General features: G+C 57.3%; 20 protein-coding genes and 3 tRNA genes. 8 read left to right on the forward strand and 15 right to left on the reverse strand.

Annotation, left to right across the window (positions count from 1 at the left end):
• Position 1: 1 nt before the first annotated feature.
• From AERO9A_RS02140 to AERO9A_RS02150, 3 genes are read right to left on the reverse strand one after another with little or no spacing between them, the layout of a single operon-like run.
• Entirely contained in the window at positions 2-2,233 is a 2,232-nt protein-coding gene (locus AERO9A_RS02140) for a hypothetical protein (protein ID WP_159970268.1), read from the reverse strand.
• Positions 2,230-3,816, reverse strand: a complete 1,587-nt coding sequence (locus AERO9A_RS02145; RefSeq protein ID WP_159970269.1) for a site-specific integrase — start codon at positions 3,814-3,816, stop codon at positions 2,230-2,232. The genes AERO9A_RS02140 and AERO9A_RS02145 overlap by 4 nt, the downstream gene beginning before the upstream one ends.
• Positions 3,813-5,078, reverse strand: coding sequence for a site-specific integrase (locus AERO9A_RS02150; protein ID WP_159970270.1), 1,266 nt, complete (start codon positions 5,076-5,078; stop codon positions 3,813-3,815). The genes AERO9A_RS02145 and AERO9A_RS02150 overlap by 4 nt, the downstream gene beginning before the upstream one ends.
• Positions 5,079-5,223: 145 nt before the next feature.
• Between AERO9A_RS02150 and ettA the strand changes: the two genes are divergently transcribed.
• Complete coding sequence (gene ettA, locus AERO9A_RS02155; protein WP_159970271.1) at positions 5,224-6,918, forward strand: energy-dependent translational throttle protein EttA; 1,695 nt, start codon at positions 5,224-5,226, stop codon at positions 6,916-6,918.
• Positions 6,919-6,981: 63 nt separating this feature from the next.
• Here the strand turns inward: ettA and AERO9A_RS02160 are convergent, their stop codons facing one another.
• Positions 6,982-7,314 carry a PilZ domain-containing protein gene (locus AERO9A_RS02160; protein WP_159970272.1) on the reverse strand — a complete coding sequence of 111 codons (333 nt, stop codon included), beginning with the start codon at positions 7,312-7,314 and terminating at the stop codon, positions 6,982-6,984.
• A gap of 9 nt (positions 7,315-7,323) precedes the next feature.
• Positions 7,324-9,630, reverse strand: a complete 2,307-nt coding sequence (locus AERO9A_RS02165; protein WP_159970273.1) for a DUF1631 domain-containing protein — start codon at positions 9,628-9,630, stop codon at positions 7,324-7,326.
• A gap of 201 nt (positions 9,631-9,831) precedes the next feature.
• Between AERO9A_RS02165 and AERO9A_RS02170 the strand changes: the two genes are divergently transcribed.
• The 3 genes from AERO9A_RS02170 to AERO9A_RS02180 all read left to right on the forward strand — a co-directional run bounded on the left by AERO9A_RS02170 (position 9,832) and on the right by AERO9A_RS02180 (position 10,074).
• A tRNA-Asn gene (locus AERO9A_RS02170) sits at positions 9,832-9,907 on the forward strand.
• Between the two features lie 9 nt (positions 9,908-9,916).
• A tRNA-Pro gene (locus tag AERO9A_RS02175) sits at positions 9,917-9,993 on the forward strand.
• Positions 9,994-9,998: 5 nt separating this feature from the next.
• Positions 9,999-10,074: transfer RNA gene (locus AERO9A_RS02180), tRNA-Lys, on the forward strand.
• 309 nt (positions 10,075-10,383) lie between these two features.
• On the opposite strand, the gene xerC is transcribed toward AERO9A_RS02180, so the two are convergent.
• Positions 10,384-11,655, reverse strand: a complete 1,272-nt coding sequence (xerC, locus tag AERO9A_RS02185; protein WP_159970274.1) for a tyrosine recombinase XerC — start codon at positions 11,653-11,655, stop codon at positions 10,384-10,386.
• On the reverse strand, positions 11,652-13,514 hold the full coding sequence (gene mobH / locus AERO9A_RS02190; RefSeq protein ID WP_159970275.1) for a MobH family relaxase: 1,863 nt from the start codon (positions 13,512-13,514) through the stop codon (positions 11,652-11,654). The genes xerC and mobH overlap by 4 nt, the downstream gene beginning before the upstream one ends.
• A gap of 137 nt (positions 13,515-13,651) precedes the next feature.
• Here mobH and AERO9A_RS02195 point away from each other — a divergent pair, with 137 nt between their 5' ends.
• From AERO9A_RS02195 to AERO9A_RS02205, 3 genes are all read left to right on the forward strand, one after another.
• A complete protein-coding gene (locus AERO9A_RS02195; RefSeq protein ID WP_159970276.1) occupies positions 13,652-14,161 on the forward strand; it encodes a hypothetical protein in 510 nt (169 codons plus the stop codon).
• A gap of 199 nt (positions 14,162-14,360) precedes the next feature.
• A complete protein-coding gene (locus tag AERO9A_RS02200) occupies positions 14,361-15,620 on the forward strand; it encodes a hypothetical protein (RefSeq protein WP_159970277.1) in 1,260 nt (419 codons plus the stop codon).
• Positions 15,617-16,012, forward strand: a complete 396-nt coding sequence (locus AERO9A_RS02205) for a hypothetical protein (protein ID WP_159970278.1) — start codon at positions 15,617-15,619, stop codon at positions 16,010-16,012. Before AERO9A_RS02200 ends, AERO9A_RS02205 begins: the two co-directional genes overlap by 4 nt.
• A 161-nt stretch (positions 16,013-16,173) precedes the next feature.
• On the opposite strand, the gene AERO9A_RS02210 is transcribed toward AERO9A_RS02205, so the two are convergent.
• Positions 16,174-16,470, reverse strand: coding sequence for a type II toxin-antitoxin system ParD family antitoxin (locus AERO9A_RS02210; protein ID WP_159970279.1), 297 nt, complete (start codon positions 16,468-16,470; stop codon positions 16,174-16,176).
• Positions 16,471-16,589: 119 nt separating this feature from the next.
• Here AERO9A_RS02210 and AERO9A_RS02215 point away from each other — a divergent pair, with 119 nt between their 5' ends.
• Positions 16,590-16,991: a DUF3742 family protein gene (locus AERO9A_RS02215; protein ID WP_159970280.1), complete on the forward strand. Its 402-nt coding sequence runs from the start codon at positions 16,590-16,592 to the stop codon at positions 16,989-16,991.
• A 74-nt stretch (positions 16,992-17,065) separates the two neighbouring features.
• Here the strand turns inward: AERO9A_RS02215 and AERO9A_RS02220 are convergent, their stop codons facing one another.
• From AERO9A_RS02220 to AERO9A_RS02250, 7 genes are all read right to left on the reverse strand, one after another.
• Positions 17,066-18,598 (reverse strand): conjugal transfer protein TraG N-terminal domain-containing protein, encoded by a 1,533-nt coding sequence (locus tag AERO9A_RS02220; RefSeq protein ID WP_159970281.1) that lies wholly within the window; start codon positions 18,596-18,598, stop codon positions 17,066-17,068.
• A complete protein-coding gene (locus AERO9A_RS02225; RefSeq protein WP_159970282.1) occupies positions 18,595-18,954 on the reverse strand; it encodes a hypothetical protein in 360 nt (119 codons plus the stop codon). The genes AERO9A_RS02220 and AERO9A_RS02225 overlap by 4 nt, the downstream gene beginning before the upstream one ends.
• A 288-nt stretch (positions 18,955-19,242) precedes the next feature.
• A complete protein-coding gene (locus AERO9A_RS02230) occupies positions 19,243-20,601 on the reverse strand; it encodes an integrating conjugative element protein (RefSeq protein WP_159970283.1) in 1,359 nt (452 codons plus the stop codon).
• A gap of 22 nt (positions 20,602-20,623) precedes the next feature.
• Positions 20,624-21,556 (reverse strand): TIGR03756 family integrating conjugative element protein, encoded by a 933-nt coding sequence (locus tag AERO9A_RS02235; RefSeq protein ID WP_159970284.1) that lies wholly within the window; start codon positions 21,554-21,556, stop codon positions 20,624-20,626.
• Positions 21,553-21,978: a TIGR03757 family integrating conjugative element protein gene (locus AERO9A_RS02240; RefSeq protein WP_159970285.1), complete on the reverse strand. Its 426-nt coding sequence runs from the start codon at positions 21,976-21,978 to the stop codon at positions 21,553-21,555. The genes AERO9A_RS02235 and AERO9A_RS02240 overlap by 4 nt, the downstream gene beginning before the upstream one ends.
• 129 nt (positions 21,979-22,107) lie before the next feature.
• The gene (locus AERO9A_RS02245) at positions 22,108-22,536 is read right to left on the reverse strand and encodes a hypothetical protein (RefSeq protein ID WP_159970286.1); all 429 of its coding nucleotides are present in this window, start codon (positions 22,534-22,536) and stop codon (positions 22,108-22,110) included.
• Between the two features lie 55 nt (positions 22,537-22,591).
• A complete protein-coding gene (locus tag AERO9A_RS02250; RefSeq protein ID WP_159970287.1) occupies positions 22,592-23,500 on the reverse strand; it encodes a hypothetical protein in 909 nt (302 codons plus the stop codon).
• Between the last annotated feature and the right edge of the window lie 3 nt (positions 23,501-23,503).

A 23,503-nucleotide genomic window follows, 5' to 3' on the forward strand; every position in this document is an offset into this window, starting at 1 on the left:
GTTAACCCTCGATCTCATCCAGCAAAGCCTTGACATCATCCAGCGATGGCAACGCCTGCGCCTGGTTTTCAATGACTTTTACTTCGATCAGCCCCGACATTGCGGCGGCGTTCTTGGTAAGCGTCCAACCGTTATCGGCGTTCCACACAATGGCACCGTTTTCGAGTTCGGGGTTTTCCAGCGTTTGGATGAGCGCTTCGCACTTAAAGAGTTTCTCACCCAGTTTTTTGGCCGACTCCGATGCCCCAAACACGCCCCGAGACTGCGCATCTAAGGCTTTATCGAGACGACGTTTAAGGTCGTCGCTTTCTTCCCTGAGGTTGCCCAGCTTGACGTCATCTCCTTTGACGCAACCGAGCCGCCCGCAGTCCAAACAGGCACCCATTTTCGGGCAGGGCTCGGATGCGAAGTTGTGCAGGCAAACGCCGATATGGGTTTGATGGATAATGCGGTTCTGCTCGCCCTCGCGCAGTTCCATCAGATCAGCAAGATTCAGAGGCTGATTGGTTTTGACCTTTTCCATAAGCTGAGCAGCATTGCTGTACTTCGTTTTTGGGTGGTAAGCCGCAACCCTCTGGGTGCGATCCTCGATGGTTTCATGGTTGTAGACCGATCCCATCGTCGTGCGCCCAGAGAAGGCGTCAATCAGGAGCTGCGACAGACCGGCCTGGTGCATCCGCGTGTTCAATTCGTGCCGAAACGCATGCGTGTTGACCTTGACGCCGGGGTAGCCGAAACGCTCGAACAGGCTTTTCAATGCCGGGTTTTTCGAACCGCCTAATTGCGCGGTAAGTCGGTAAGAGTTCGCCGCGATCTCCACTCCAAACCCGAGTGTCGCATGAGCTGTACCTGAGTCTTCAGCTAGTGCTCCCGTGCGCACGGTGAACAACGCATCACGGTACTTCACCCGAGCCTTGCCCTCTGTGTAGGGCGTGGTGTAAGGAAAATCCTTTGGAAGATACTTCATCCGCAACAGCACATTGAGCTTGTGCAGTGTGATCACACACCGGTCGTCAAACTCATAACCCTGGACTCCATGCTTGCCCTTCACATATATGCGCTTACCTACGCTGGAATCCCACCCGTCACGGATCTCGGCCAAGAGGGTTCTGGCGGCGGGGCTGAGTGCCTCTCTCTTTTCCAAGGATCTCAGTAAATTGTCATTGAAGCAGGATCGCGCTCCGCCCTCTTTATAGGTGAGTTTCAGCGCGGCACAGGCTTCGGCGAACGTGAGCGGTTCATCAGGCCCCTTGGATGGCAATCCTTCATGGGGCGGAAACTCATCGGGATGGTCTTCCAGCCAGGCGGCGTAAGCCCGTGCCTCATCGGTGATCGGTTTCAGTAATGTGATGACCCGCTCGACGACCGGCTCCATCTCAGGCTTAACGACGGGCTTCAGCATCACCTGGTTTATCTTTTCCGCGTACCAGCGCAGGAACATGCGCCGATTGCCCTGGGGATCCTCTTTGAATACTAGGCAATCCAATTCAATATCTGCCAGTTCACCCACGCGACTAGGTGCACTCAGTAACAGTGCACAGGCGGATGTCACAACGACATCGAGGGGGCGGGTCATTTCGTTAGTGAACACTTCCCCGAGGGCTCTGATTGCGTCAGGGCTGGGCAACTTCTGTTCCCGATCCTGCTTTTGCTGCTTGAGCGTGCCAGATGGCCTCAGCGTCAGCGGAGAGGTCCACCGGAAATCTGACCTGAGCAGTTTTTTGTTCCGCATCAGGGTGATGATGACCTCAAGTGCCTTACTGAAACCGTATGCGGCATCGCCTTTTGTCCAGTGACGGTTCATGTGCTCGCACGCTTTATTACAGACCGCGGCTGACACCCGCGTCACATCCCGCGTGCCGGTCAACTCGAACAGGGCGGCTTCCAGCCCCTTCAGGGCATTCAGCCAGCCACTTGTCGCCTTTTTCTGCGAGAAAACCTTTCGGTACACAAGTATGGCTTTGGCAAAATCCGTGAAGGGAGCCTGCATCGCCACTGGGGCAGCTAAAGTCGATCCGAGCGCCGAGAAGCTACAGCTTCGGAAGCCATGTGGGTGCCAACTGCCGTCTTCCCAGCGAATGCTCGCGTGAACTCGATTGGGAATTCCTTTGGGCAGGGTCTTTTTTGCCCATTCGACAAACGCCGCGAGTTGAGCTTTCGCAGCCAGTTGGCTTCTGGGCTTAAAGTCGGCAATGTTGTTGTTCGTTGATTCAGAATGAAAAGCATCGGTCATTCGCTGTTCCTCTCTGACCGTAGCATGGCCTCACAATCCCAAATCACCTTGCGGCAGGCCAGAATGGCCCGATCCCAGAGCACTCCGGTCGTTTTATCCGTAGCAATGGTTTGCTCCCGACGACGTTCCAATCGCTCAAGGACCTCACGATGATTTGCGTGCAGAAGAGGTTGAAATTTTCCGCATGCATAACAGGTGTAAGGCGCATCGAGATGGCAGATGGCAGTGGCGCCGCAAACTGCCACATCCTCGATTAGTCGATCCGCTCGATCCCCGTTTATCGCTGAAGCGCGATCCGTGACGATAATCCCGGTGAACGCATTCACAACCAAGGCCATATGGTCGCTCATCTTCGCGTCGATCAACGCCAGCAACTCCGGCGACACGGCGCGGTACTTGCGCACTGTCCGAGTATCGCTGTGCATCAATGCGCGGGCCATCGTCCACTCATCCAGCCCCGCATTGGAAAGGTCGGTGCCTAAGGTATGTCTGAACCGGTGCCCCCGCGTAACTTTCAGCGGGCGATGGGTGCGGGGGGAAATCGGAAAGCCTCTCCTCTGCTCGATGCGCTCAAGCCAACATTTGATCGAGCCTGATACGGTATGAAAGATCGGCTGCGGCGCGTCTTCGAGGTCTTTTTGAAGGGGGCTGTCGAGTAAAATAGGGGCATTCCGCGACCCCCCATTTTCTGTTTCATCATCAAGCTTCCGACGAAAGAGGGGCACATTCTCAATGGCTGCATTCCAGTTGGCACCGTCTGGATACGTTTGCCATAGTTGCGCCAGAACCATTGCCTTGTAGGCCTTCACGGTGTTGTAGAGATCCTCATCCAGACTGAATGTTTCGGCCTTTGCTCGCCAACCCGCCTCGTTGCCTTTTCGCTTTGCCCAATGAAGCTTCACCTTGCATCCCTGATCGCTTTTGGTGAAATCACCAAAAACCATCATTCGTATCTGAGAGCCACGCTGCCCGTAAATCATCAATATGCGCAGGTAAAGATACTCCTCGAACTCTAACTGCCCGTGACCAAACTGCTCATGTATCCATTGATGCAGCGCGTCCTGCTCCACCTGCGTCAAAGGGCCTTTCTCGGGGTCAAGGCTGAGGATCACATCGTTGCTGGAGCGCTTATTTCTGGGCAGTGCCTGGTAGGCATCGATCAGGGATTGCGACGGGCGCTGTTCGAGGGATTCGCAGTCGTGCCAAAACGCCATGAAAGTGACAGTGGCACTAAACTCACCAATATTGAAACGCTCTCGCAGATCTATCAGTTGATCTTCATTGAGCGGGTCAAGCCCGTCCTGAGCAGCCCGCGACAACACACTAGCGAGTTTAGACACCGACAACGCTGCCTGATCGGCCATTCGGTACGCCAGGGCGGCGTGCAACCAAGGCTGCCAATCCGGCGAGACGCTGACAATAGCCGCTTCCCAGTTGACTGATTGACAAGCCGATTTATCCGGTTTCCACATCGGTTCGGCGGGTGTGAACACGTTCCCACATTTCGCCAGGCGAGGCGTGTTCAGCCATGCATCGAGGCTGGCCTTCGTGGGTGCCTGAAGTGCTTCGACCGCGATGCTCATCCTGAACCTCCTTGTGTCGTGCCGGCCTTCTGACGGCTGGACGTAAGTCGCTCGGCCCGTTTCTGTATCGCTTTGTCTGCCTCTTCCTTCCAGAATTTCGCGCCGTAGTGGCCTGGCATGTTCGAATCGGGACTCCAGCCGAACATCCACGTGAGGGTCTTTTGTACTTGCGTGGTGCGATCCTCCGGCGTTAGCACTGCCAGTTCCTCACGCATGCTTTCCAGCATCGTATAGACCGCGTCATGCCTCAGAATATGCAGGTGCACATGAGCCAGTTCCGGCGCTATTTCTCGGACCCTGGATAGAACGCCATCGATTGCTTTGATGGTCAGAGGTCCACCCTCATTTCGCTTGTGCGCCACCAGCAAAAACGGATGCCTTCTCGCTTGCGATGCGCCGCTATGGGGCTTTCTGTGGCGATATTTCGATTCGTACAAAGTGATTGCGTCATACAGGTCATCCGTCATCACCAGCATGCGCTCGTGGGTCTTGAATTGCGGGGCCATCCTGCGTGGATCGAGGCTCTCATCCTCCAGGTTAACAACCGCTAGTTGACGACTGTGCCAGTGAATATCGCTGGTCTTGATCAGCAGCATCTCGGAGCGGCGCAGCCCCATGTCGAGACCCAGCAGCAAAATGATGTAGTTACGCAGCCTGATGGCTTCATCTGAAAAGGGGTTCTCGGAGCTATCCGGGTGCATGATTTCCAGCAATCGAGTTCGCTCCGGGCTGGTAAGCCCTTTCATTGCGTCCGTTCGCGTTTTTTTCCACGCAGGGCTGGCCGCTTTGATCTTGCGGTTGATGCGCTTCTTCAGGTCGTCAACCGCTTCATATCGTGTTGAGTGATCACCCAACTTGTCATAAAGGAAGGCCAGATAGTCGCGTACCGCCTCGATTCGCTGCTGCGCATGGATTCTGCCAACGGATTTGTAGGCAGTCGGATGCAGACGCATCCCCGCATACTTCATGGCCAAGGTTTCCTTGCTAAACCCCGCGTCCGACACAAACCTAGAAAGCTCACTGTCTGTCAGGTATTGGCTGTGAGGGCGCTGTTCGAGGCGAGCAATCAGATCAATGGAGGAAAAAGCCAGAAACTCCTCAAGCACAGCCAGATGCTCAAGGTACTTCTTGGTCGTTTCGAGGGCTCTGCCCGAATGCTCCATGGTGATGTATAGGTTGGGGTAGTACACGGGGATGTAGTCTTGCACCAGCAGCTTTCTTCGAGCAGCATTCACCACCTGCTCTATGACCTGGTAACCCATGATGCCCCCTCATAACATAACTTTTTCTAAGTATAGTCAGGGGCTCCGGATAGTCATCGCATAACCTAACGTTTTCTTTTTCGAATTTGAGTGCCTTTCCTACCCACAAGGCACTGAAAAATAAAGGATTAAAGGCTCACATATCATGTCTAAAACTGACAAATCTGGAAAAACAGGCTCTTACGTCTACAGCATGCATCGGGTCAGCAAGGTCGTCCCGCCGAAGCGTGAAATTCTCAAGGACATCTCTCTGTCGTTCTTTCCGGGCGCCAAGATCGGCGTGCTGGGTCTCAACGGTGCTGGTAAGTCGACCTTGCTGCGTATCATGGCCGGCGTCGATACCGAGATCGACGGCGAAGCCCGTCCGATGCCCGGCATCAAGGTCGGCTACCTGCCGCAGGAGCCGCAGCTCGACCCGAGCAAGACTGTGCGTGACATTGTTGAAGAGGCTGTAGGCGAGATCAAACAGGCCCAGGCGCGCCTCGACGAGGTGTACGCCGCCTACGCTGAACCGGACGCCGACTTCGACGCGCTGGCCGCCGAGCAGGCCAAGCTGGAAGCCATCCTGCAGGCCGCCGATGGTCACAACCTGGAGCGCCAACTGGATGTGGCCGCCGACGCTCTGCGTCTGCCTGCCTGGGATGCCAAGATTGAGCACCTGTCTGGTGGTGAGAAGCGCCGTGTGGCGCTGTGCCGCCTGCTGCTGTCGGCGCCCGACATGCTGCTGCTGGACGAACCAACCAACCACCTGGACGCCGACTCGGTGGCCTGGCTGGAGCGCTTCCTGCACGATTTCCCTGGCACCGTAGTGGCCATCACCCACGACCGTTACTTCCTCGACAACGTCGCCGGCTGGATTCTCGAACTCGACCGCGGCCACGGTATTCCGTACGAGGGCAACTACTCCGGCTGGCTGGAATCGAAGTCCAACCGTCTGGCCCAGGAAGCCAAGGCTGAGGCGTCGCACGCCAAAGCCATGAAAGCGGAACTGGAGTGGGTTCGTCAGGGCGCCAAGGCGCGTCAGTCGAAATCCAAGGCGCGCTTGCAGCGCTTCGAGGAAATGCAGTCGCAGGAATTCCAGAAACGCAGCGAAACCAACGAAATCTACATCCCGGCTGGCCCGCGTCTGGGCGACAAGGTCATCGACTTCGTCAACGTGTCGAAGTCCTTCGGCGATCGCGTGCTGATCGACGATCTGTCCTTCAGCATCCCCAAAGGCGCCATCGTCGGCGTGATCGGTGGTAACGGTGCCGGTAAGTCGACCCTGCTGCGCATGATCACTGGCAAGGAACAACCGGACTCGGGCAGCATCGAGATCGGCGAAACCGTGCAGATCGCCAGCGTCGAGCAGAGCCGCGAGGCGCTCGAAGGCAACAAGACCGTGTGGGAGCAGGTCTCCGACGGCTTCGACATGATCAAGGTGGGCAACTACGAGGTGCCGTCGCGTGGTTACGTTGGCCGCTTCAACTTCAAGGGCGCCGACCAGCAGAAGTTCGTCAAGGATCTCTCCGGTGGTGAGCGCGGCCGTCTGCACATGGCGCTGACCCTGAAGCAGGGCGGCAACGTGCTGTTGCTCGACGAACCGTCCAACGACCTCGACGTGGAAACCCTGCGTGCGCTGGAAGAAGCGCTGCTGGACTTCCCCGGCGCCGCCATCGTGATTTCCCACGATCGCTGGTTCCTTGACCGTATCGCCACGCACATCCTCTCCTACGAGGACGATGGCAAGGTCAACTTCTTCGAGGGCAACTACACCGAGTTCGAAGCTGACCGCAAGAAACGCCTGGGCGATGCTGCCGCGCAGCCGCACCGCGTGCGTTACAAGAAGCTGGCGCAGTAAGCGTCCGGCGGATGAAAAACGGAGCCTGCGGGCTCCGTTTTCATTTGCGGGGTAGCGTTTGCTTCACAGTCTGGCCAAGAGGCTGTCCAGCGCCCTGGCTTGATCCTCGGCCAGGTCGATGATGTGAAAGCCGGCCCAGCAGCGTTGATCGTCGGCACCTGGGCGGCTCCATAAACAGTCCGCGCCGAGTTGAACCTCGTCGATCTGCTGCATGCGCTCATGGCATACCAGGCGGCACTGCAGCACGGTTTCGGGGACTTGCGGCATGTCGCTCAAGAGCATGAAACCATCGGCAGACAAATCGACAATACGTCCCAGGCGCTGCCCGGTGTTGAGATCGAAGACTTCCAATTGCAGCTCGGTGCCGTGACGACGGTGCTGACGACGCTCGTGCATGAAGGCTCCTTAGCGATGGTCGGCTGCGTGGCCGGTGAAGCGCTGCAGCACACGGTAGATGGCGGTCATGGCGCGATCCATCAGTGGGATTGCACGTTCTGCCGAAACGATGCGTGCCTGGCCCTGTTCCATTTCGCAGGCCAGCAGGGTCAGGGGCTTGACCGCGACCCGCTGGCCCTGATGGTCGACGAACATATAGTTATGCGTCGTAGGGCTGAACCAGGAAAGTTTAAGAATGCGGCTCTGGCCGTTGCTGGTGAACTCGAACCAGGTGCCGAATTCCAGTTTGGCCAGCTCTTGAGCCAGGGCTTGGGCGCGCGACGACAGCCCGGCGCGTGGCGGGGCCTGACGAATCAGATCGGCGTCTTCGCCAAGCATCGCGCCCAGAGGACTCTGCGGTAGCGTTGGTTTGAGCTTTGCCGCCAACTGCGGTTGTTTGGCTTGCACGGCGTGCTGGCAGGCGACCAGATCCTGCAGCAGGCGGCGGATGCCGTCCTCGTGGTAGCCGCCGAGCAGTTCCAGGCCTTTGCGCAACTCACTAAGCAGTGGCACGCGTAGCATCTGCAGGCGCTGTCGATTGGATTCGTCCAGCGGCGTACCGCTCCAGGCCAACTGCTCGGCCACTTCACCGGCGCGCCGCCACTCTTCGCTCTGCTCGCCATAACGGAGCAGGACAAAGACCAATACGTCTGCCCAGGTCAGTTCCAGAAAGTTGCGGATGATGGTGGGCAGGTCGCGCTGCGCCAGACTACGCCGGATCACCTCGATGGCCTGTTCGCGGGCCGCCAGCAGCCGGTCTCGGCCCTTGGCAGCCTCCACGGCGCGGCGCTCGCGCAGTTCTACCTTGTGGCGCAGGGTTTCGACATAGTCGCTGAATTCGAGAATCAGCTCATCGAACAGGCGCAGATCGCCGTTGAAGCCCTGTATCACTCGCTCCACGACCCAGTGCATCTTCACTTGCAGGTCACGCTCATCGCTTTGGTCGCCGTACATAACCCCGGCTTGCGCCATGGTGTTGAGCAGGCGCCGTGCCGGATGCTGCGGTTGGATGAACAGGGCTTTGTCCTGCAGTGCGATCTTCAGATAAGGCGTATGCAGGTGAGACAGGGCGGTCTTGCAACTGTCAGGTAGGTTGGCGTCGTCGAGTATGAAGTCGAACACCATGCCAACCAGGTCGATGACATCCGCCTCCGGGGCGGACACCTTGCTCGGCTGTTCTTGCGTGTTGTGTGAGGCTAACTGCGCCTGCAAGGCAACCTTGAGGTCTTCCACCGGTTGCGGTTTGTGTAGGCGCTGGGCCAATTCCTGGGCCGATTGCTGCTGCATGCGATTGAGCGCGGCGAGCAATTCGCTGGCGCTGTAGGTGCGGCTGGCCCCGCCCGGCGAGAAGCTGGCGATGCTCGGTGTGCCGCCGAGCAGTGGCGCTTGCGGGTGCTGCTGGCGATGCTCGCTGAGTAGGCTGCTCAGGCCGCTGAGCAGTGCTCGTGGATCGCTGGGAGGCGGTGCGTTGAGATCGGGCGGCGGCGTGAATGGCTCGTGCGGCTCTGCTGGCGGGGCTGCTGCTGTTGGCACGACTGCGCCTGTCGTGTCGGGCTGGCGTACCGAGCTGGGTGTGACCTGCGCGCTGTATTTCAGATTGGGCAGGATGCCGCCTTCTATCAAGCGCTGATTGAGGGCGCTGTAGAGGTCGTCCAGGCTCTGCATGACATGGCGGTCGAAGAGCACGTAAAGGATGGTCTTGATCTGCAGGGCGATGGGGCAGGGGGCCAGCGCTTCGCGAAAAGCCTGGGCAATCGCCTGCGGGCCAAAGGGGTTGTCGTCTTCGGCGAGTTTCTGCCCGTTGTTCAGCAAGGCCAGGCGTTGCTCCAGGGCGAACAGCACTTGAGGGGAGCGGGCCTTGACCCGGCTAACCATATTGGTCACTTGCAGGGTTTCTTCGTAATCCTCGTTTTGCACCAGGCTCAGGTGTTCGGCATCGAGGCTGGCCATGGGCTGATCATGCCGCTTGCCATCGAGGAAGTCGGAGAAGTTCAGGGCGATACGTTGGTGGTAGCTGCGTTCTATCTGCGGGCGCAGGCGTCTGATCTCGCGCATGCTGTCGAAGAACAGTGTTTGAACCTTGTTGTTCTCGGCTTTTTCCGCGCATTCGAACAAGGTGTCGTCGACCTGGCCGAAGACGCCGCCCAGGTGTTCGGCCAGGCGATTCATCACCAGCTTGCGGCAGCTTTGCACCAGCTCGCCGAAGCGCGGCTGAATGCCTCGGCTGGCGAGGTTGGTCACCTTGGGTGGCGGCGACGGTTTGTCCTGGTTGCTCATGGACTGTCCTGAAAACGTGCGGCCAAGGCGTCGTGCGATGGCCGCAGGGCACTGTCAGATATAGTAGTTCATGCTTCGTGCGCAAGGCATTGTCGTAAAAGCAGTTTATGGGGGTTGACAGTAAGATTTTGCTGCGTAAAATGGCGCGCCTCTGAAGCGGTAAAGCAAAAGCCTAACGCAGATGAGATGGAAGATCTAAGTTCCGCGATAGCTCAGTCGGTAGAGCAAATGACTGTTAATCATTGGGTCCCTGGTTCGAGTCCAGGTCGCGGAGCCAACTTCCAATCGGGGTATAGCGCAGTCCGGTAGCGCGCTTGCTTTGGGAGCAAGATGTCGGGAGTTCGAATCCCCCTACCCCGACCATTTTTGGGTCGTTAGCTCAGTCGGTAGAGCAGTTGGCTTTTAACCAATTGGTCGTAGGTTCGAATCCTACACGACCCACCACTTGATGGCGGATGTGCGGAACTAGGCAAGGTGTGTAGCAGCGCCAACTTGCTGGACGTGCAGCCGTCTGGGGCGAACATTAGTTTCGACCCGTGATGATGTCAATATGGAATAGCCCACCTCTTTAGGTGGGCTTTTTCGTTACTAGGCCCCGCCAAGCGCTTGATTGGCGTGCGAAATCCCTCCCGGCGCGGTCTTTCACCGCAAGGAGTCTTAGCGAGTTTTTCCTCTGGGAAGCGCTTGGCTAGAGGCTCAGCGCCATTTTGTAGGCGCCAAATCCCCCGTCCTCTGAGAATGCCTGCATCTTGATCAAGGGGATGCGCGGGCAGCGAAAGCGTCTGCGTGCATACCGCCTTTACCCCCGAGTGCCGCAGGTCTGATTTGGCTGGCGAGCAACGAGAACAGCATTGTGGGTTCGAACAGGTGTTCTGGGGGCGGAGTCGGGGTGCTGCTGTCGATGATGCTCAGGTGCCCAGGATGTTCGCTGCCGGCGGGCACGATTCTGGTTTCAGGCGTCTGGCAGGCAATTCCCTGAGCGTTCTCGATGAGCAGCTTTTCGGGGGGCTGACGTTGTTCTTCATGATGGGGCGCCGCCGAACTGGACGGAGCTCCGCTGTAGTCGACTCGACGGACGCGCTGGACTGCGCCTTGTGCCAGGCTTCGCTCATGAAGCACTGAGCGCATGTGGTCGTAGTCCGCTTCGATGTACCCCATCGTCGTTGCGATATTGGAATGGTTCAGCAGGCTCTTCGTCAGGTGGATATTCCGCTCTGGCTGCCTCATTAGATCCGTGGCCAAAGTGTGTCGGAACCTGTGTGGTGTCATGCGCACGCCGAGTTTCTCGGTGAGCTTGCGATACATCGCTTCGATTTGGTCAATGTTCATCTCCTGGCGTTTGTAGTGCCGTGAGAAGCGATTGACGTTGAATAGCTGATCTCCAGGAGAGAAACCGGCGTGCTTTGCCTCAGTCAGCATGCGTAGGATGTGAGGGGCGAGGCCGTCCATGATGGGCACGTAGAATTCGCGATGAGTTTTCTCTGTATCACCGCGAACCAGGATGAGTTGCCTGTCCCAGTCAATGTCCTGCAGGCGTAGACAGAGCAGGGCATTCAGCCGTATGCCGGTGTAGTAGAACATCTCGAAGGTCGCCAGCCAGAACCAGGCTGGAGTGATTCGGCTTCTTTCTCCCGTGTAGCGCTCGGAGTCGGCCAGCGACTCAAGCCAGCGCCGCGCTTTCTGGATTGCGTCTCCTGCAACAGTTTTGCTCGCGCGTTTGGGAGGGATAACTGTCGTTTTCTTGAACGGATTGGCCGTTACGCCTGTCAGGATGCCGTGCTCGATGCCGTAGCCCCAGATAGTCCGCAAATGATTTGAGTAGGTGTTCCAGCTGCGCTTTGACAGTCCGTTCTCCAGGACTTTTTTGCGCCAGGCCAAGATGCTTCGGTGATCAATCTCGGTGGCTTCGATCACTGGGCCGAAGTTCTTTATCAAGGCCTTCGTTGCGGCCAGGTAGATCTTCGCGCTCGCGGAGCGAAGATCGTGCGCGAAGATATAGTCTTCAGCGAGGGCGAGGGGCGTCATTGCTCGACCTCCGAATCCTCGGCCTTCAGCCGCAGGCTCGGATTGTCGAACGGCGTTTCATTGAAGATGGTTTTGGGATCCTCGAGCAGGTAGCCGCGGAGCTGCTTCGACTTGCGAGGGCCAACAACATCGAAGGTCCAGATGTTGAGCTTCTTCTTGGTCTTGCGGTGCAGTTTCAGCTTTTCGAAGCTCCGCTGAACCAATTGCCAGGCGCTGATCTCTTGGGCCTTGGCCAACTGCTCCAGGGATGGGTGTTCTTGCACGTAGCGCTTAAAGATCACCGGTGTAACCAGCATCGCTGTGCCAGAAACAGTATGAATGAGGGCTTTTGTGTCGTTGATGATGATGCGGCGGGAGTCGATGCCCAGTTTTAGCCACTCGACGAATCCCAGTCCAAGATCTTGATTACTACTAGGCATCGCTGTGCTTTCTTCGGAGCGAGACTCAGTCTTGGTCTCGCAATGTTCAAATGGCTGCTCGGCAGTGGTTTCGTCAGCTACGGTTGTTTGGCTAGTGGCTAGCTCTTCTGATGTCATTGTGATGTTACCAAATAGCGCCAGTAAATCGTCTATCTCCTCTGGACGATCCTTTGACGCTTCAGGTGTCTGCTCTATGAAACTCGATCCGGAAGAGGGTTGATGCTCGAAGCTCGATGTTTCAGCTGTCGGTGCAGAAGCTAGGATGGGCTCTGCAGTTGCATCATCGTTTGTGGTTGCTCCTTCCTCGATTGATACTGACCCGGTGTAGATATCTGGACGATCGTTCGGGTCAGGCCAGATCAGGGCCGGGGAGAGTTTCAGAAGGGTAAAAGTATTGCGCCAGCCGCGGCCCGTATCGATGGTTGCCTTCCAGATGGCTTTGTCCTGAGCGTTTGTCTGAATCACGCCCTGATCCTGCATCATGTTGAAGAACGGCGCATTCGAGCTGGGTACGCCCTCGATGCCCTGGGACATCAAGTAGGCCCTTAGCGAGTCCGCTGTTGGCTTGCTCACCAGCCAAAGGGCGTCCTGTGCCAGCCATCCATCAGCTGGTCCATCCGGATGATTCAACTTGTACTTCTCGCGCACCAGGAAGCGCAGGCCTTCAGCCAGTTGACGCTGCAGCGACTGTTTGGGTGCTGCCAGAGCGCGTGCTGGATTGCCTCCAAGCTCCTGGGCAACGGAGGCCTGGTCGGCTCTCACAACAATCTCGCCGAGAATGCCGGCGTGCTCGTACTGGCCGGCCAGCACGAAGATCAGAGGTTTCCACAACTCGGGGAAGCCACTGAGCCAGTCGAGAATGTCTGGTGTCAGGATCTGGGAGTAGATCAATGCTGAGGCAGCTCCATGGAGCTGGTAGTCGCGCCCCTTCACATAGCGAAAGCGATAGGGGCGGGTGATATGTCCATGCCAGGGGTGCCACACCTTCCCACCTTGCAGCTCTACCTGCAGGTCGACGGCAATCTTGCCTAAGTCGTGGATCAGTGCCCCATAAGCTGCCGCCGCTGACCATGCTTCGGCTTGGGCGGACTGGGACTCCGGAGCTGCACCGATCGGGAGTAGAAAGGTCTGCCGAATCTTCAATGCATAGGCAACGATTTCGAGGCCGTGATCCAGCATTCCCCCGAGATGCGCGTGGTGGTGGTTTTCCGAGGCAGGGAACTGCTGGACCAGTTCAGCAAAGCGTTCCAGTGGATGTCGGTACAGTTCGGTGAACTGCTGCCGGGACAATGATGCCCTCTGCCAGATGTTCTCCAGCAACTGCTGTCGCCGGGGAGTATCCAGCAACTGCTGGCTGCGAAGTGGGGTGATGAACCCATCTGGATGTGACGACGTGGCGTCGGTCTGGGTTCGTTTGCTGGGCCAAAGACGAGAAAGCATGTGGCGCTCCATGAACGGGTCATGGCCGGGCTTTTCCGCTAATGGCGTTTTGCCAACAAGGTTAAATCGTAACTGGGTAGCTCATGCATTTCTCGGGCAGAATGCCACCATGAGGCCCGCAAACGGATGGAGGCACTATGTCGGCGCAGCAGCAATTTGGCAGTCCCCTGAGTCGGGAGCAGTGGAAAGACTGTATTGGAGCTTTCGTCGTGGCCATGGGGGAGATTGAGGGTATGACTCATGCCATTAGGCGCCAACTCTGTGGCGGGGAGTGCAGCAATTCCTGGATCAGCAAGCCTCTGAAGGGGCGACTGGAAGACCTGGTGCAGCAGTTGGTCGGCAGTGAGCTAGAGAAAGAGCTCGGAGCGGAGCTGTTCCAGGTCAAACGCATGCTCTGGATTCGCAACCTGCTGGCTCACGGAACCTTTGCGCTCGATGGCACCGCTGGTACTGGTACCGGGACTCCCTATTTGGTCTTCTGGAAGTATGCCAAGACCAACGATCCGGATCCTAGCGTTCTGAACCAGATGGAGATGATGATCTCGACAAAGATCCTGCAGGAGCGTTCGGACAATATCTCCAGGCTGATTGCCGAGGTTGGATTCGAGCGCCGAAGGGTTGCTTCGGCCCCGCCGCAGGGTACCTGAAGAGGCGCAGGTCACCGGCGAAGGGGTTGCTGAGGTAGGGTGCGAAATTGCATCGGGTGTGACCATCATTTGCATTCGACGTGACCAGGGACTGCGTCACATTTGACGACATGAGCAAGGCTGTATGCTGTCAGGGCTATTCTGGCGCATTGTTCGAACACTACACGCCTGTTTGATTCAACATTACAGGGAGATATTCATGGCAATGGACAACCTCAAAGACCCGGCCTACCCATTCGATCAAGGCTGGGATGCCGACACGGGCTGGCAAGCCGAAAACTCTGGCAACCGCGACCTCAGTTGGGGGGCGGATCGTGGTTGGAGCCCTCAGGCAGAACTACCCAAGCCGAAAACCGGTAACGGCGGCGCCTCCTTCGCCGCCTGGGAACAGAAAGCCGAAGCCAAGCCCGAGCTGACGGACTGGCCTCCAGCGGACATGCTCAAGCTTCCCGAGCCATTACCGCCTGGGTTCTACGTGGTGCCACGCAGCATGACAGGCGAACAGGTGCTCGCCAGGTTGTTCGCCGATAAGCCTCATAAAGACCTGGTCAGTCGCATCAGGTCACTCAATCCAACCTTCGATCAGGGCTTCAAGGCTGGGGAAATGTTCGTGTTGGGCAACCTGCTCAACCCCACCGCCTGTTTGCGCGAAGAAGCCGACCTGATGGCCGCTGCCGCCAAGGTTCATGCGGCCCTGACTCCATTGAGCGAGGACGAGGCCAATTTCATGGTCGAGCATCAGGCTGAAATCGCCCTGATGGTCGATGGTGCCAGCCAATCGATGGGCATGGGCACCGACATGCTGGGCAAAGGTCTGAAGCAGATCGAAGCAACGCTGCGTGACCTCGAATATCTGCATCAGCGGGAATTCGCCGCCCATGGCCACCTGCGCAGCCAGCAATTCTTCGCCTCTCGCCAACAGTTGTACCGCCAGCTCGACAGCCAGTTGAAGGCGACCTTCCTCGGCAAACAGTTGGGGCTGGGCAGCTACCCAACGCTGCGCCGTGACCTCGGTATTTCGACTCGCAGCCTGGTACACCATTGGAGCAAAGGCGGCGCACCCGGCCAGATCCCCGGCTATGCCACTCACATGGACGAAGTCGCCAAGGCAGCCAAGTACCTCAAGTACGGCGGTCATATCGGCATCGCCCTCGGTGGCACGGCCTCCACCCTGAAAGTGCAGGAGGTATGCCGTTCCGGGGATACCCAGGCCTGCGAGAAAGTCCGCTTTACCGAGACGGGGAGTTTTGTGGGGAGTGTCGGGGGTGGATCGCTCGCTGTCGCCCTAACAGGCCCCGTAGCCGGTTCGATTTGTGCTGCCATCGGCCTCGGTTCTGGTGGTATAGGCGGAATTGTTTGCGGCCTCGTCTTGGTCGGCGGCGCTTCGGTTGCTGGTGGGGCGGGTGGCGGAAAGGCCGGTGAGGTAGCGGGCGAAGAAATATACAAGGTGTTGAAATGATTGATTTTTATAATTGGCATCCATACGTGCGTATCGCTTTCCTACTCGCGCCTTTCATAATCGGCCTGCCTGGCGTGTTCATGATTCTTGTTATGGCCTATCGAAACCTCGACACCATTCTCGCGACCTTTCCGAACAGCCCATATGTCAAAAGGCAAAGGGCTCTGTGGGGTATCAGCACGTTGCCTGCGCGTTTCATCTTGACCAGCCACCTGGCGGCGGTGGCTTTGTGGCCAAAGAACTACATCAAACGTGGGGAGCTCGATGAGCAGGAAGTGCGCAACCTGCCGGAAACGATAAAACGCCGCATGGTGCTTGCTTGGCGACTCTCTGCGGTCGGCATGGCGTGGTTGTTTCTGGCAGTAGGTCTACTCAAACTTTCAGAAAGCTGAGTGACGCAGGTTCTAGGGCGAGCTACTTCTCGCTACTCAGTGGGTTCACTGAGCAGCAACTGGTTGAAATATTCAGGTAGGTCTATTGCGGGGGAAACTGCCCTTTCCCCCGCGCAGGCGGCCCTTTCGGGTAGGGCTTTTACCCTTGTGAACCATTCCCTTCACCCTTCAAGGCTTTCACCTTTTGGGCCATTTGCCTTGGCCAGGTGCTGCTCGAGGAGCTGCTGCAGGTTCTGGAGCTCCACCTGGTCGACCTGACCTTGCTCCAGTCCCTTGATCGTTTCGAGTGTTGCATTCCTGAGTGCCTCGATCCTGGCCGTCTGTTCGGCTTCGGCCTGCAGCAGCAGACGCAAGCCGGCTCGGATAACTTCACTGGCGTTCTGATAACGGCCGGTGCTTATCAGGCCTTGGATCGCCTGCTCCAGTGGTTCCGGGAAGACAACGTTTCGGGTGCCCATCGTGCTGCTCCAGTTCGTCGGAATTTCATGGCATATTACGCTATGTGTCTTGCGTGCGGGCGGATACTGGCCTACATTTGATAGCAAGATGCCTCTAGAGAGGCGGGACGGAGATAGCAATGACCATGAACAGCACTCGCAAAGGTTTCGCGTATCACCTTGGGAATGGCCTGGGTATTGTTGTGGCAGGTGTTCTTTCGCTTGAGCGTAGGGCGCTTGTGGGCGTTTCCTGCTTCGGTAAGCCTGCGCTATTTGTTGGGAGAGCGCTGTTCCTGACTATGAAGCTCGCCGCTGTTGCTGCCGTGCTTGTGGCATTGCTTCCAGCTATCTCCTGGCTGGTTTCCTTCATCCTGGGGTTCGTGTTCCTGGCCGGGATGGTATATCTCGTTGCGAATCCTGATCGTGATGGTCTTGATGCGTTGAGTGGCATGGTTAAAGAAGTAACCCCAGCACCTAGGAACGGCTTCGATGGGTATGGATATTACGTGGGTAATTATCGCGTAGATGGTGATGATGATTAACCGAGGTCCACGGTTTTTCATTGGGCTTCAAGAGGACCTGCATTGAACAGGACCTCTTGAGTTCTCCCTCGTTGTTATATCGATTTTTTAGCTACATCAATTGCAATATCACCACCTCTGCTTCCCTGGGTTTGAACATCCTTTGTTCCTTTTGCTAATCCGTCTAGCAGGCTGCCTGCACTTATTCCTGCCCACCCAAGAGCACCTACCCAGAACATGGGTAAGATGATGAACATCGCCCCCATCACGTAATTGAGCACCAAGTCCTGCGCCGCATTATCCAGTCCCAGGGTCGGATTGAAGTTCTGGTATGGCGATCCAGAACCATAAAGCGCATCAAGGATGGTGCTGTCGATCCAGCGAGCGAGTTGGAACCAGAAGTCCACGAAGATCAGGGCGAAGAACAGCACCGTCATCGTCATCGCAACCTGGAGCTGGTACGCCCCGACGATCAAGACCAGTGGCATGCAGATGACCATCGCCATTTTCAGGAAGGCCATGACCATCGGCAGAGCCTGACGCACCATGTCCATCGCGGGAAAATAAGCGATGGTGCCGAGTGCGATGCCAACGTAACCCGCGGCACGCGAAGCCCCATTGCCCAGGCTGTTCTGCTGTCCGCCAACCTGGCCGCCGTAGTCGCTGTAGACGGCTCCACCCATCTGTTGCCGAGGTGCCGCAACCTGGCGAATGACCGACTCTTCGACCTCGTCGGAGCTCAGCCAATTAGCCCATTTCAGCATGTTGGTCATCAGGTCAGGGTCAACCTGGGCGAGGAGCCTGTCGCGCAGTCCGATGCCACTGTCCGACCACCATTGCTTGCAGTTCGGATAACCGCCGCCTCCTGTTACCTCCGGTAGCCCTGCATCCCGGATCGCGTCATATGGCCAGGATGTCCTTGGCGTCTTGGAGTAGTCGGTGTCGTAGTAGCCTGGTGTATTGAGGAAATACTTCGAGCCAATCCAGCTAAGGTCGTGGAGCGTTTCAGGGGCATCAGCTGCGGAGCCCAGATCCGGTTGCCGCATGAAGAACCTGGCGCGGGACGGTCCGTAGCAATAGTGGGCGAAGTCACCAACCTCTTGAGCCAGTAGAGGGTTTTTGACCTTTGTATTGTTCACTTCCATGCGCATCTGTCTCAGATCAAGACCGCAGGGAATGGCTGCAACAGCACCACTGGTGAACCCCTTGGAAAGGCTATGCATGAACGCCCACCAGATAGGTACCTGGGCGCTCTTACCGTTCAGAGAGCTGAATGAGGTTTCCCAGCCAGTCTCTGAGGGGGAGGGGAGCTTGTATTGGCATTGTTCTGCTCTGGATTGGTCGAACTGGAGCGTCCCGAAGCTGACATTGACGGCAGGGATGCCGGCGAGAGCGACAACCACGTAGCCCACGTAGATGCTTGTCTCGATGCGGGCCAGGGAGAGCACGCCCTTGTTGCCTTCATCGGCGCCTTCGCCGCGCACCTTCAGCCACTCCTTGACGATGATGACGCAGAACGGCACGGCATATATGCCGGTATCCGAGATCATGTTCCAGATCCCGTTGTTGATCAGCCAGCCGACCAGGGTGAGGTAATACTCCAGGTAGTCATTGGTCATCAGAGTCATGACAACCACCCCATCTGGACAGCAGCTTTGCTGATCTCGAGCAGAGTGATCAGTAGACCGGCCAAGACCTCGATCTTGATCATCCGCTTGGGCGTGCTAGTCGGTCGGCTGAGCACGTGCGGCCTGACCTTGAGCCAGAAGCCCACCAGTATGGAGTAAAGCAGTATCCGCCAGAGCAGCAGGTGCCAGTAGTGCTCCAGTCTCCAGGCCTCCCAGAGCTGCACGCTCCCGAAGATCCGCATCGCTGCGATGCCCAGCAGGAGCACGATGGCACTTACTATCGCGAGGATGAATACACCGAGCAGCAGCCATTTCGCCAGGCGCAAGGATTTTGTCTGAGCAAGCGCAGCACTCATTGGGGGGCCTCCCCAGTTTGATCAGCCTTGAGCTGGCGAACCCCTCCAGCGGCATCCATAGTCCAACCACGCTTCACTGCAATGGCTGCGAACCGGTTACAGCCATTGCACCCACAGAATGGTCCGCCACATTTTGCGCAAGCTTCGCGATTTTGATGCCGATCCAGGGTGAACAGATCAACATGGCCACAGTCCTGGCACAGCACATAGCCGTCGGCCACTCTTGGTGAAATAGTTGTTTCAGAATCAGGGCCTCGCCCTGCAGAAAGCTCGTTCATTTGCTCCTCGCTACTGCTGCTTAGCAGGGTTGTTCAACTGGTGGAGGCGGTCCCCTTCGGCATCGCCCTGGTAAACCCCGCGGGAACCGTCAGCCCGCGCCTTTGCGCGATCGATGATGGCCATGGGGGAGTTGTTTGCCAGTTGCTGGCGGAGCTCCAGCTCGATCTTGAGGTTGCCGATCTCCTGCTGCAGGCCTGCGCTTTGCTGGTTCACTGCCTGGATGGCCAGGCCGTTGGAGGCAACGTTCGGCTCCTTGCTGCCGGCGAGCAGGGTTCTCTGCAGGAGCAGTGCTTTCTCAAGCACGTCGGAGAAGGCAACCTCCGAAGCCAGGCGCTGAGCGAGGATGCTCTGATCCCGCTCATCTCGAAGCGCAGCAATCACCCCCCGGGTAATGGGCAATGAGTTGCTGCTGGCTGCCGCCAGGTTCTCCGCTGTCATGGTCTTGTCGCCGCTGAGCAGATCCTGCAGCGCCTCGAGCTTGGTGTCGTAGGTCTCTTGGATTAGTGGTGACAGGCCAACGCCGGCAGCGGTTACCGTTGTCGGGCAGCCTTCACAGGTTTGCAGCTGCTGCTCACCCAGCACGCGAGTTGCGAATTTCGTCGCCTCCTCAGGCGAGGACCAGGTGTTGCAGACCATGCCGTTGTTGCAGCTCTCTTCACTGATGCTCGAGGAGTCATCTACTGCGCGGCTGGTCAACAGGTTGTAGCCTGCTTTGGTCACGTCGCTGACGACCCGGATGGGTGCCTGGCTAGAGCCGCCTGCATGCTCGCCACCGACCCAGGTGACGCCCTCATTGCCACCGGTCTTTTCGACCTGGTCGAGTGCAGAAACAGCATCCGTGTTGGTGTTGAGGGTCTTGCCCATGGCCTGGCCCTCCGCCAGCTTGCTCCAGCCCATCTGCTCGCCCGCGAGATCTGCCATCTTGTCGGCCATCGCCCTGCAGGTGCCTTTCGACCGGTCGAAGTCGAGACGCGCCTGCAGGATCCCGTTGGTGATCAGGTTGTAGAGCGCCGGGTTGGCCCGCTGCAGGATCAGGGCCGGCAGTGATGCCACTGCGCTGGTGGCATTCTGGACGACGGAACTCATGATCTGCTGAAAGCCTTGGGTTGCCCCGTTGAGCTGGTTCTCTAGGGTGTTGCTCATGTTGAGGTTCCCGCAGATCAGGTTGTTCTGCCAGCCACCTCCCACGGTGATGCTGTCCATGTTGCCGGCGCTACCCATTGTGACGGCGCTGCCACCCCCAATGCTGTACAGCACGTCATCGCCGATGACGCTACCCGCTGACTCAACCTTGATAGGGTCGGCTGCCATAGTCATCGTGCTGCTCAGGCCTAGGGCCAGTCCGAATGCCCAAATGATGGTTTTCATGTTGTGCTCCAGTCGCTTGGAATCATTGGAAGTCCACGCTGCCGAGGAAGGTTTGGCCTTTGCGCTCGCAGCAGGAGTAGGGGCGCCATAGGGCCCAGGCATAGCCCCCATCGATGGCTTGGGTAAGCTGGTTGGTGTTGGGGAACACGGCGCAGGTTTGGCTGAGCGTTGGGGTTAGCTCTTGCCACTTGCCGGTGCTGGCATCACCTTCAAGGAGCTCGCCGGCAGGCCAGTACCCATCGTCCTCGTCGGCGAGCATTGGCCAGTAGACGTGTACCTGCCCGTCTCTGGTTGTGATGTCCCCTGCTCGCTGGGCTACCACTGCTGCCATCTTGTAATCGTCTGCCTGATCCAGGAAGCCGCTGCGAGGGTAGATGTTGCCCCACTGGTCACCGAAGCTCCCGACCTCGCGTTTACCTGGTGTCAAGGCTTCGGGGTAGACGGACTCAGGGATTCCATACCGCCAGGCGATTGTGTCGAGTGTGCTCAGCAGGTAAGGAACATAGGCGGTTGTCGCTCCATTGCAGATGTACCCAGAGCTGCTGGCGAATTTGCTGAATGCCGCGCCTCCGGGGTGGCCGATGACGTCCGCCTCCTTGAACTTTGTCATGTTGTTCTCGGCAACATGATTGGTGGTGCCGTCGTTCCCGGCCTGTGCGGTAACTGTTGGTGATCCGTAATCCGCAACATCAGTCCAGGGATTCATCCCGGTGTTGGCATAGCTGGAAACCACGGCATCTGGGACGTAGTGGCGAACTTTGGTTGAGGTCTCGATATCGCATCCGAAGCTGGTGCAGCGGAGCCAGAAACAGATACCGACGACCCGATATTCAAGGCAGTCTGCTGAGACGGTTGAGGAGACGATTGCGGCCGTGTTGATGGCGGCCGAGGCGGAGACGGCAGTACCGAACATCAATGCCATTGAAAGTCTGCGAAGGGGAGGGCGCCGATTCATTGTTGGGTACTCCTGGCCTGGCTGATCATGGCCTCGGCCGCTACAACGTCGGAGACGCCGTACACCACGTACGTGCGGTCGACGACTACAGCAGGGATTTTCTCAACCCCTGTGCTCCAAGCATCGGCGGCATCCTGTTGAGCCTTGGCCAACTCAGCGATCAGGCTTCGTCCCTCTTGGCTGGACATGAACTGCGGGAAAGCAGCTGCTGCTAGCTGGGGATTGGCGGGGAGTGCCCGGGTGAGGCGCTCTTCGAGGCGATCTTTCTCGCCTAGTAGTATGAGACGGACGCCGGCCGGCGACTGGATGGGATGGTTGCGGTCGGTAACAACCCACGTTTCAGCTTGGGCGACGATAGAGACTGCTAGGGTGGATGCTGCTACCAGGTGCGGTAGCAACCGAAAGTGCAGGAGAGTAGGCATGGATGCTGTACCTGTAGTCTGGGCAGGTACAGCAAACCGGAAGCGGACCTCTGCTGCAGTAGGAAATAGGTATCAGGTAGGGGATGGATTTTTCTCAGCAACCGAAGACAAGCTCAGTGAGGCGGCACATCACAGCACATCACATGGGGGCCTCGGTTGCAGGGTCTCGAAGAGTTCAAGCAATTTCGCCCCTTCCCGTGTTGCTCGAGGCCTTGCCTCTATGGCGGATACCATCAAGCAGGCAGCCTCCTCATGCGGAACGCCATGGGTGTGGAATGTGATGTGATCTGTGGTGACTGATCGTAGGATCTGAGTCAGCTCTTCATAGAAGGCCGGTAATGCCTGCCCTACAGAGTAACGGTTCAGCTTGTCAGATAATCGGGTGGCGTATTGCTGGCAGCTTTCGCGTTGGCCAAGCCCAAAAACAGCATGCAGCGAGAGTGCGGTGATCAGCAACTCGCGCGCCCCCTGATATGTTGTGATGTCGAATGCGAGCATCTTGGATGCCGCCTCGCGAGCAGCAGTCCAGCGTTCATTTATGGCTGCAGGTTGCGGCATGCTTATTTCTCCCGAATTCGATATGGCACTAGTGGGCTGTAGATCTATGGCCTATTCACGGCTGCAGTATTTGCCTTGCTAGAGGAACCAGTGTCCCTTGGCGAGGACGATATGCCCTCTCCAGAGGAACATTAATCAGAGCAAGGAAGTGATCTGTTGCAAACGGGATGAGTTGCTCGTGAATGGTGATTACTTGCTTACCGCGATGCGTGAAAACAATCATTTTCATCGTTTCATTGATTGTGCTTCCGGTTTGCACAATACGGTGGTGGATGAAACTGACGTTCACATCCAGATAGTCCTTATCATTGGCGGGCTTGAGGACGCCCTCCTGTTTCCCTTCTTGATCAATGGCGGCATTTGGAAGAGCGCTGCTCAAATTAATCAGTAGCTCTGGGTTGTTGAATACCCTTTGCCTAGCTATTGATTTTGCATTGGCCATATAGGCGAATATCCACGGGATATTCAGCAGTGTGGCCGCTTTGTACATGTGTCCTTGTTCATCGCGATAGCTCAAAAGCATGCGCTTGGCGAGCGCATCACCGATCTTAATGCCGATCGATTGCTCGATCATGTAGATGACCGAGTCGAAGTTCTCTATGAGTAGACTCAAGATCTTTTCAGGCAGCCCCTCTGCACGGGTACGCCGTGCTGTACGGTCTGGTTCTCGGTCTGGATTGGAGTAAGGGCAGAAGTCATAGGAGTCCTGATCATACTCTGCAAGGTTCGCTACGCTGCGGGAGTGATGTCGGCCATAAGGATTGGGTGTGTGCGCGAGCTTTTTATAGAGACCGATTATTTGGATAGGGTTATCGCAAGCAGGGCAGACTGCAAAATGGGACGGCTCGCCCCCCGCCGTTCCTGCCTGGTAGTAGGGAGGGCGCTTTAGCGTATCGCGTTCAAAGTTTGCAGCGGTGATCTTGGTGGCGGAGGTGTCATCAACCCTGACTTTGTATACATCCACTAT

The sequence above is a fragment of the Pseudomonas sp. 8Z genome, assembly GCF_902506535.1.
Lineage (GTDB): Bacteria > Pseudomonadota > Gammaproteobacteria > Pseudomonadales > Pseudomonadaceae > Aquipseudomonas.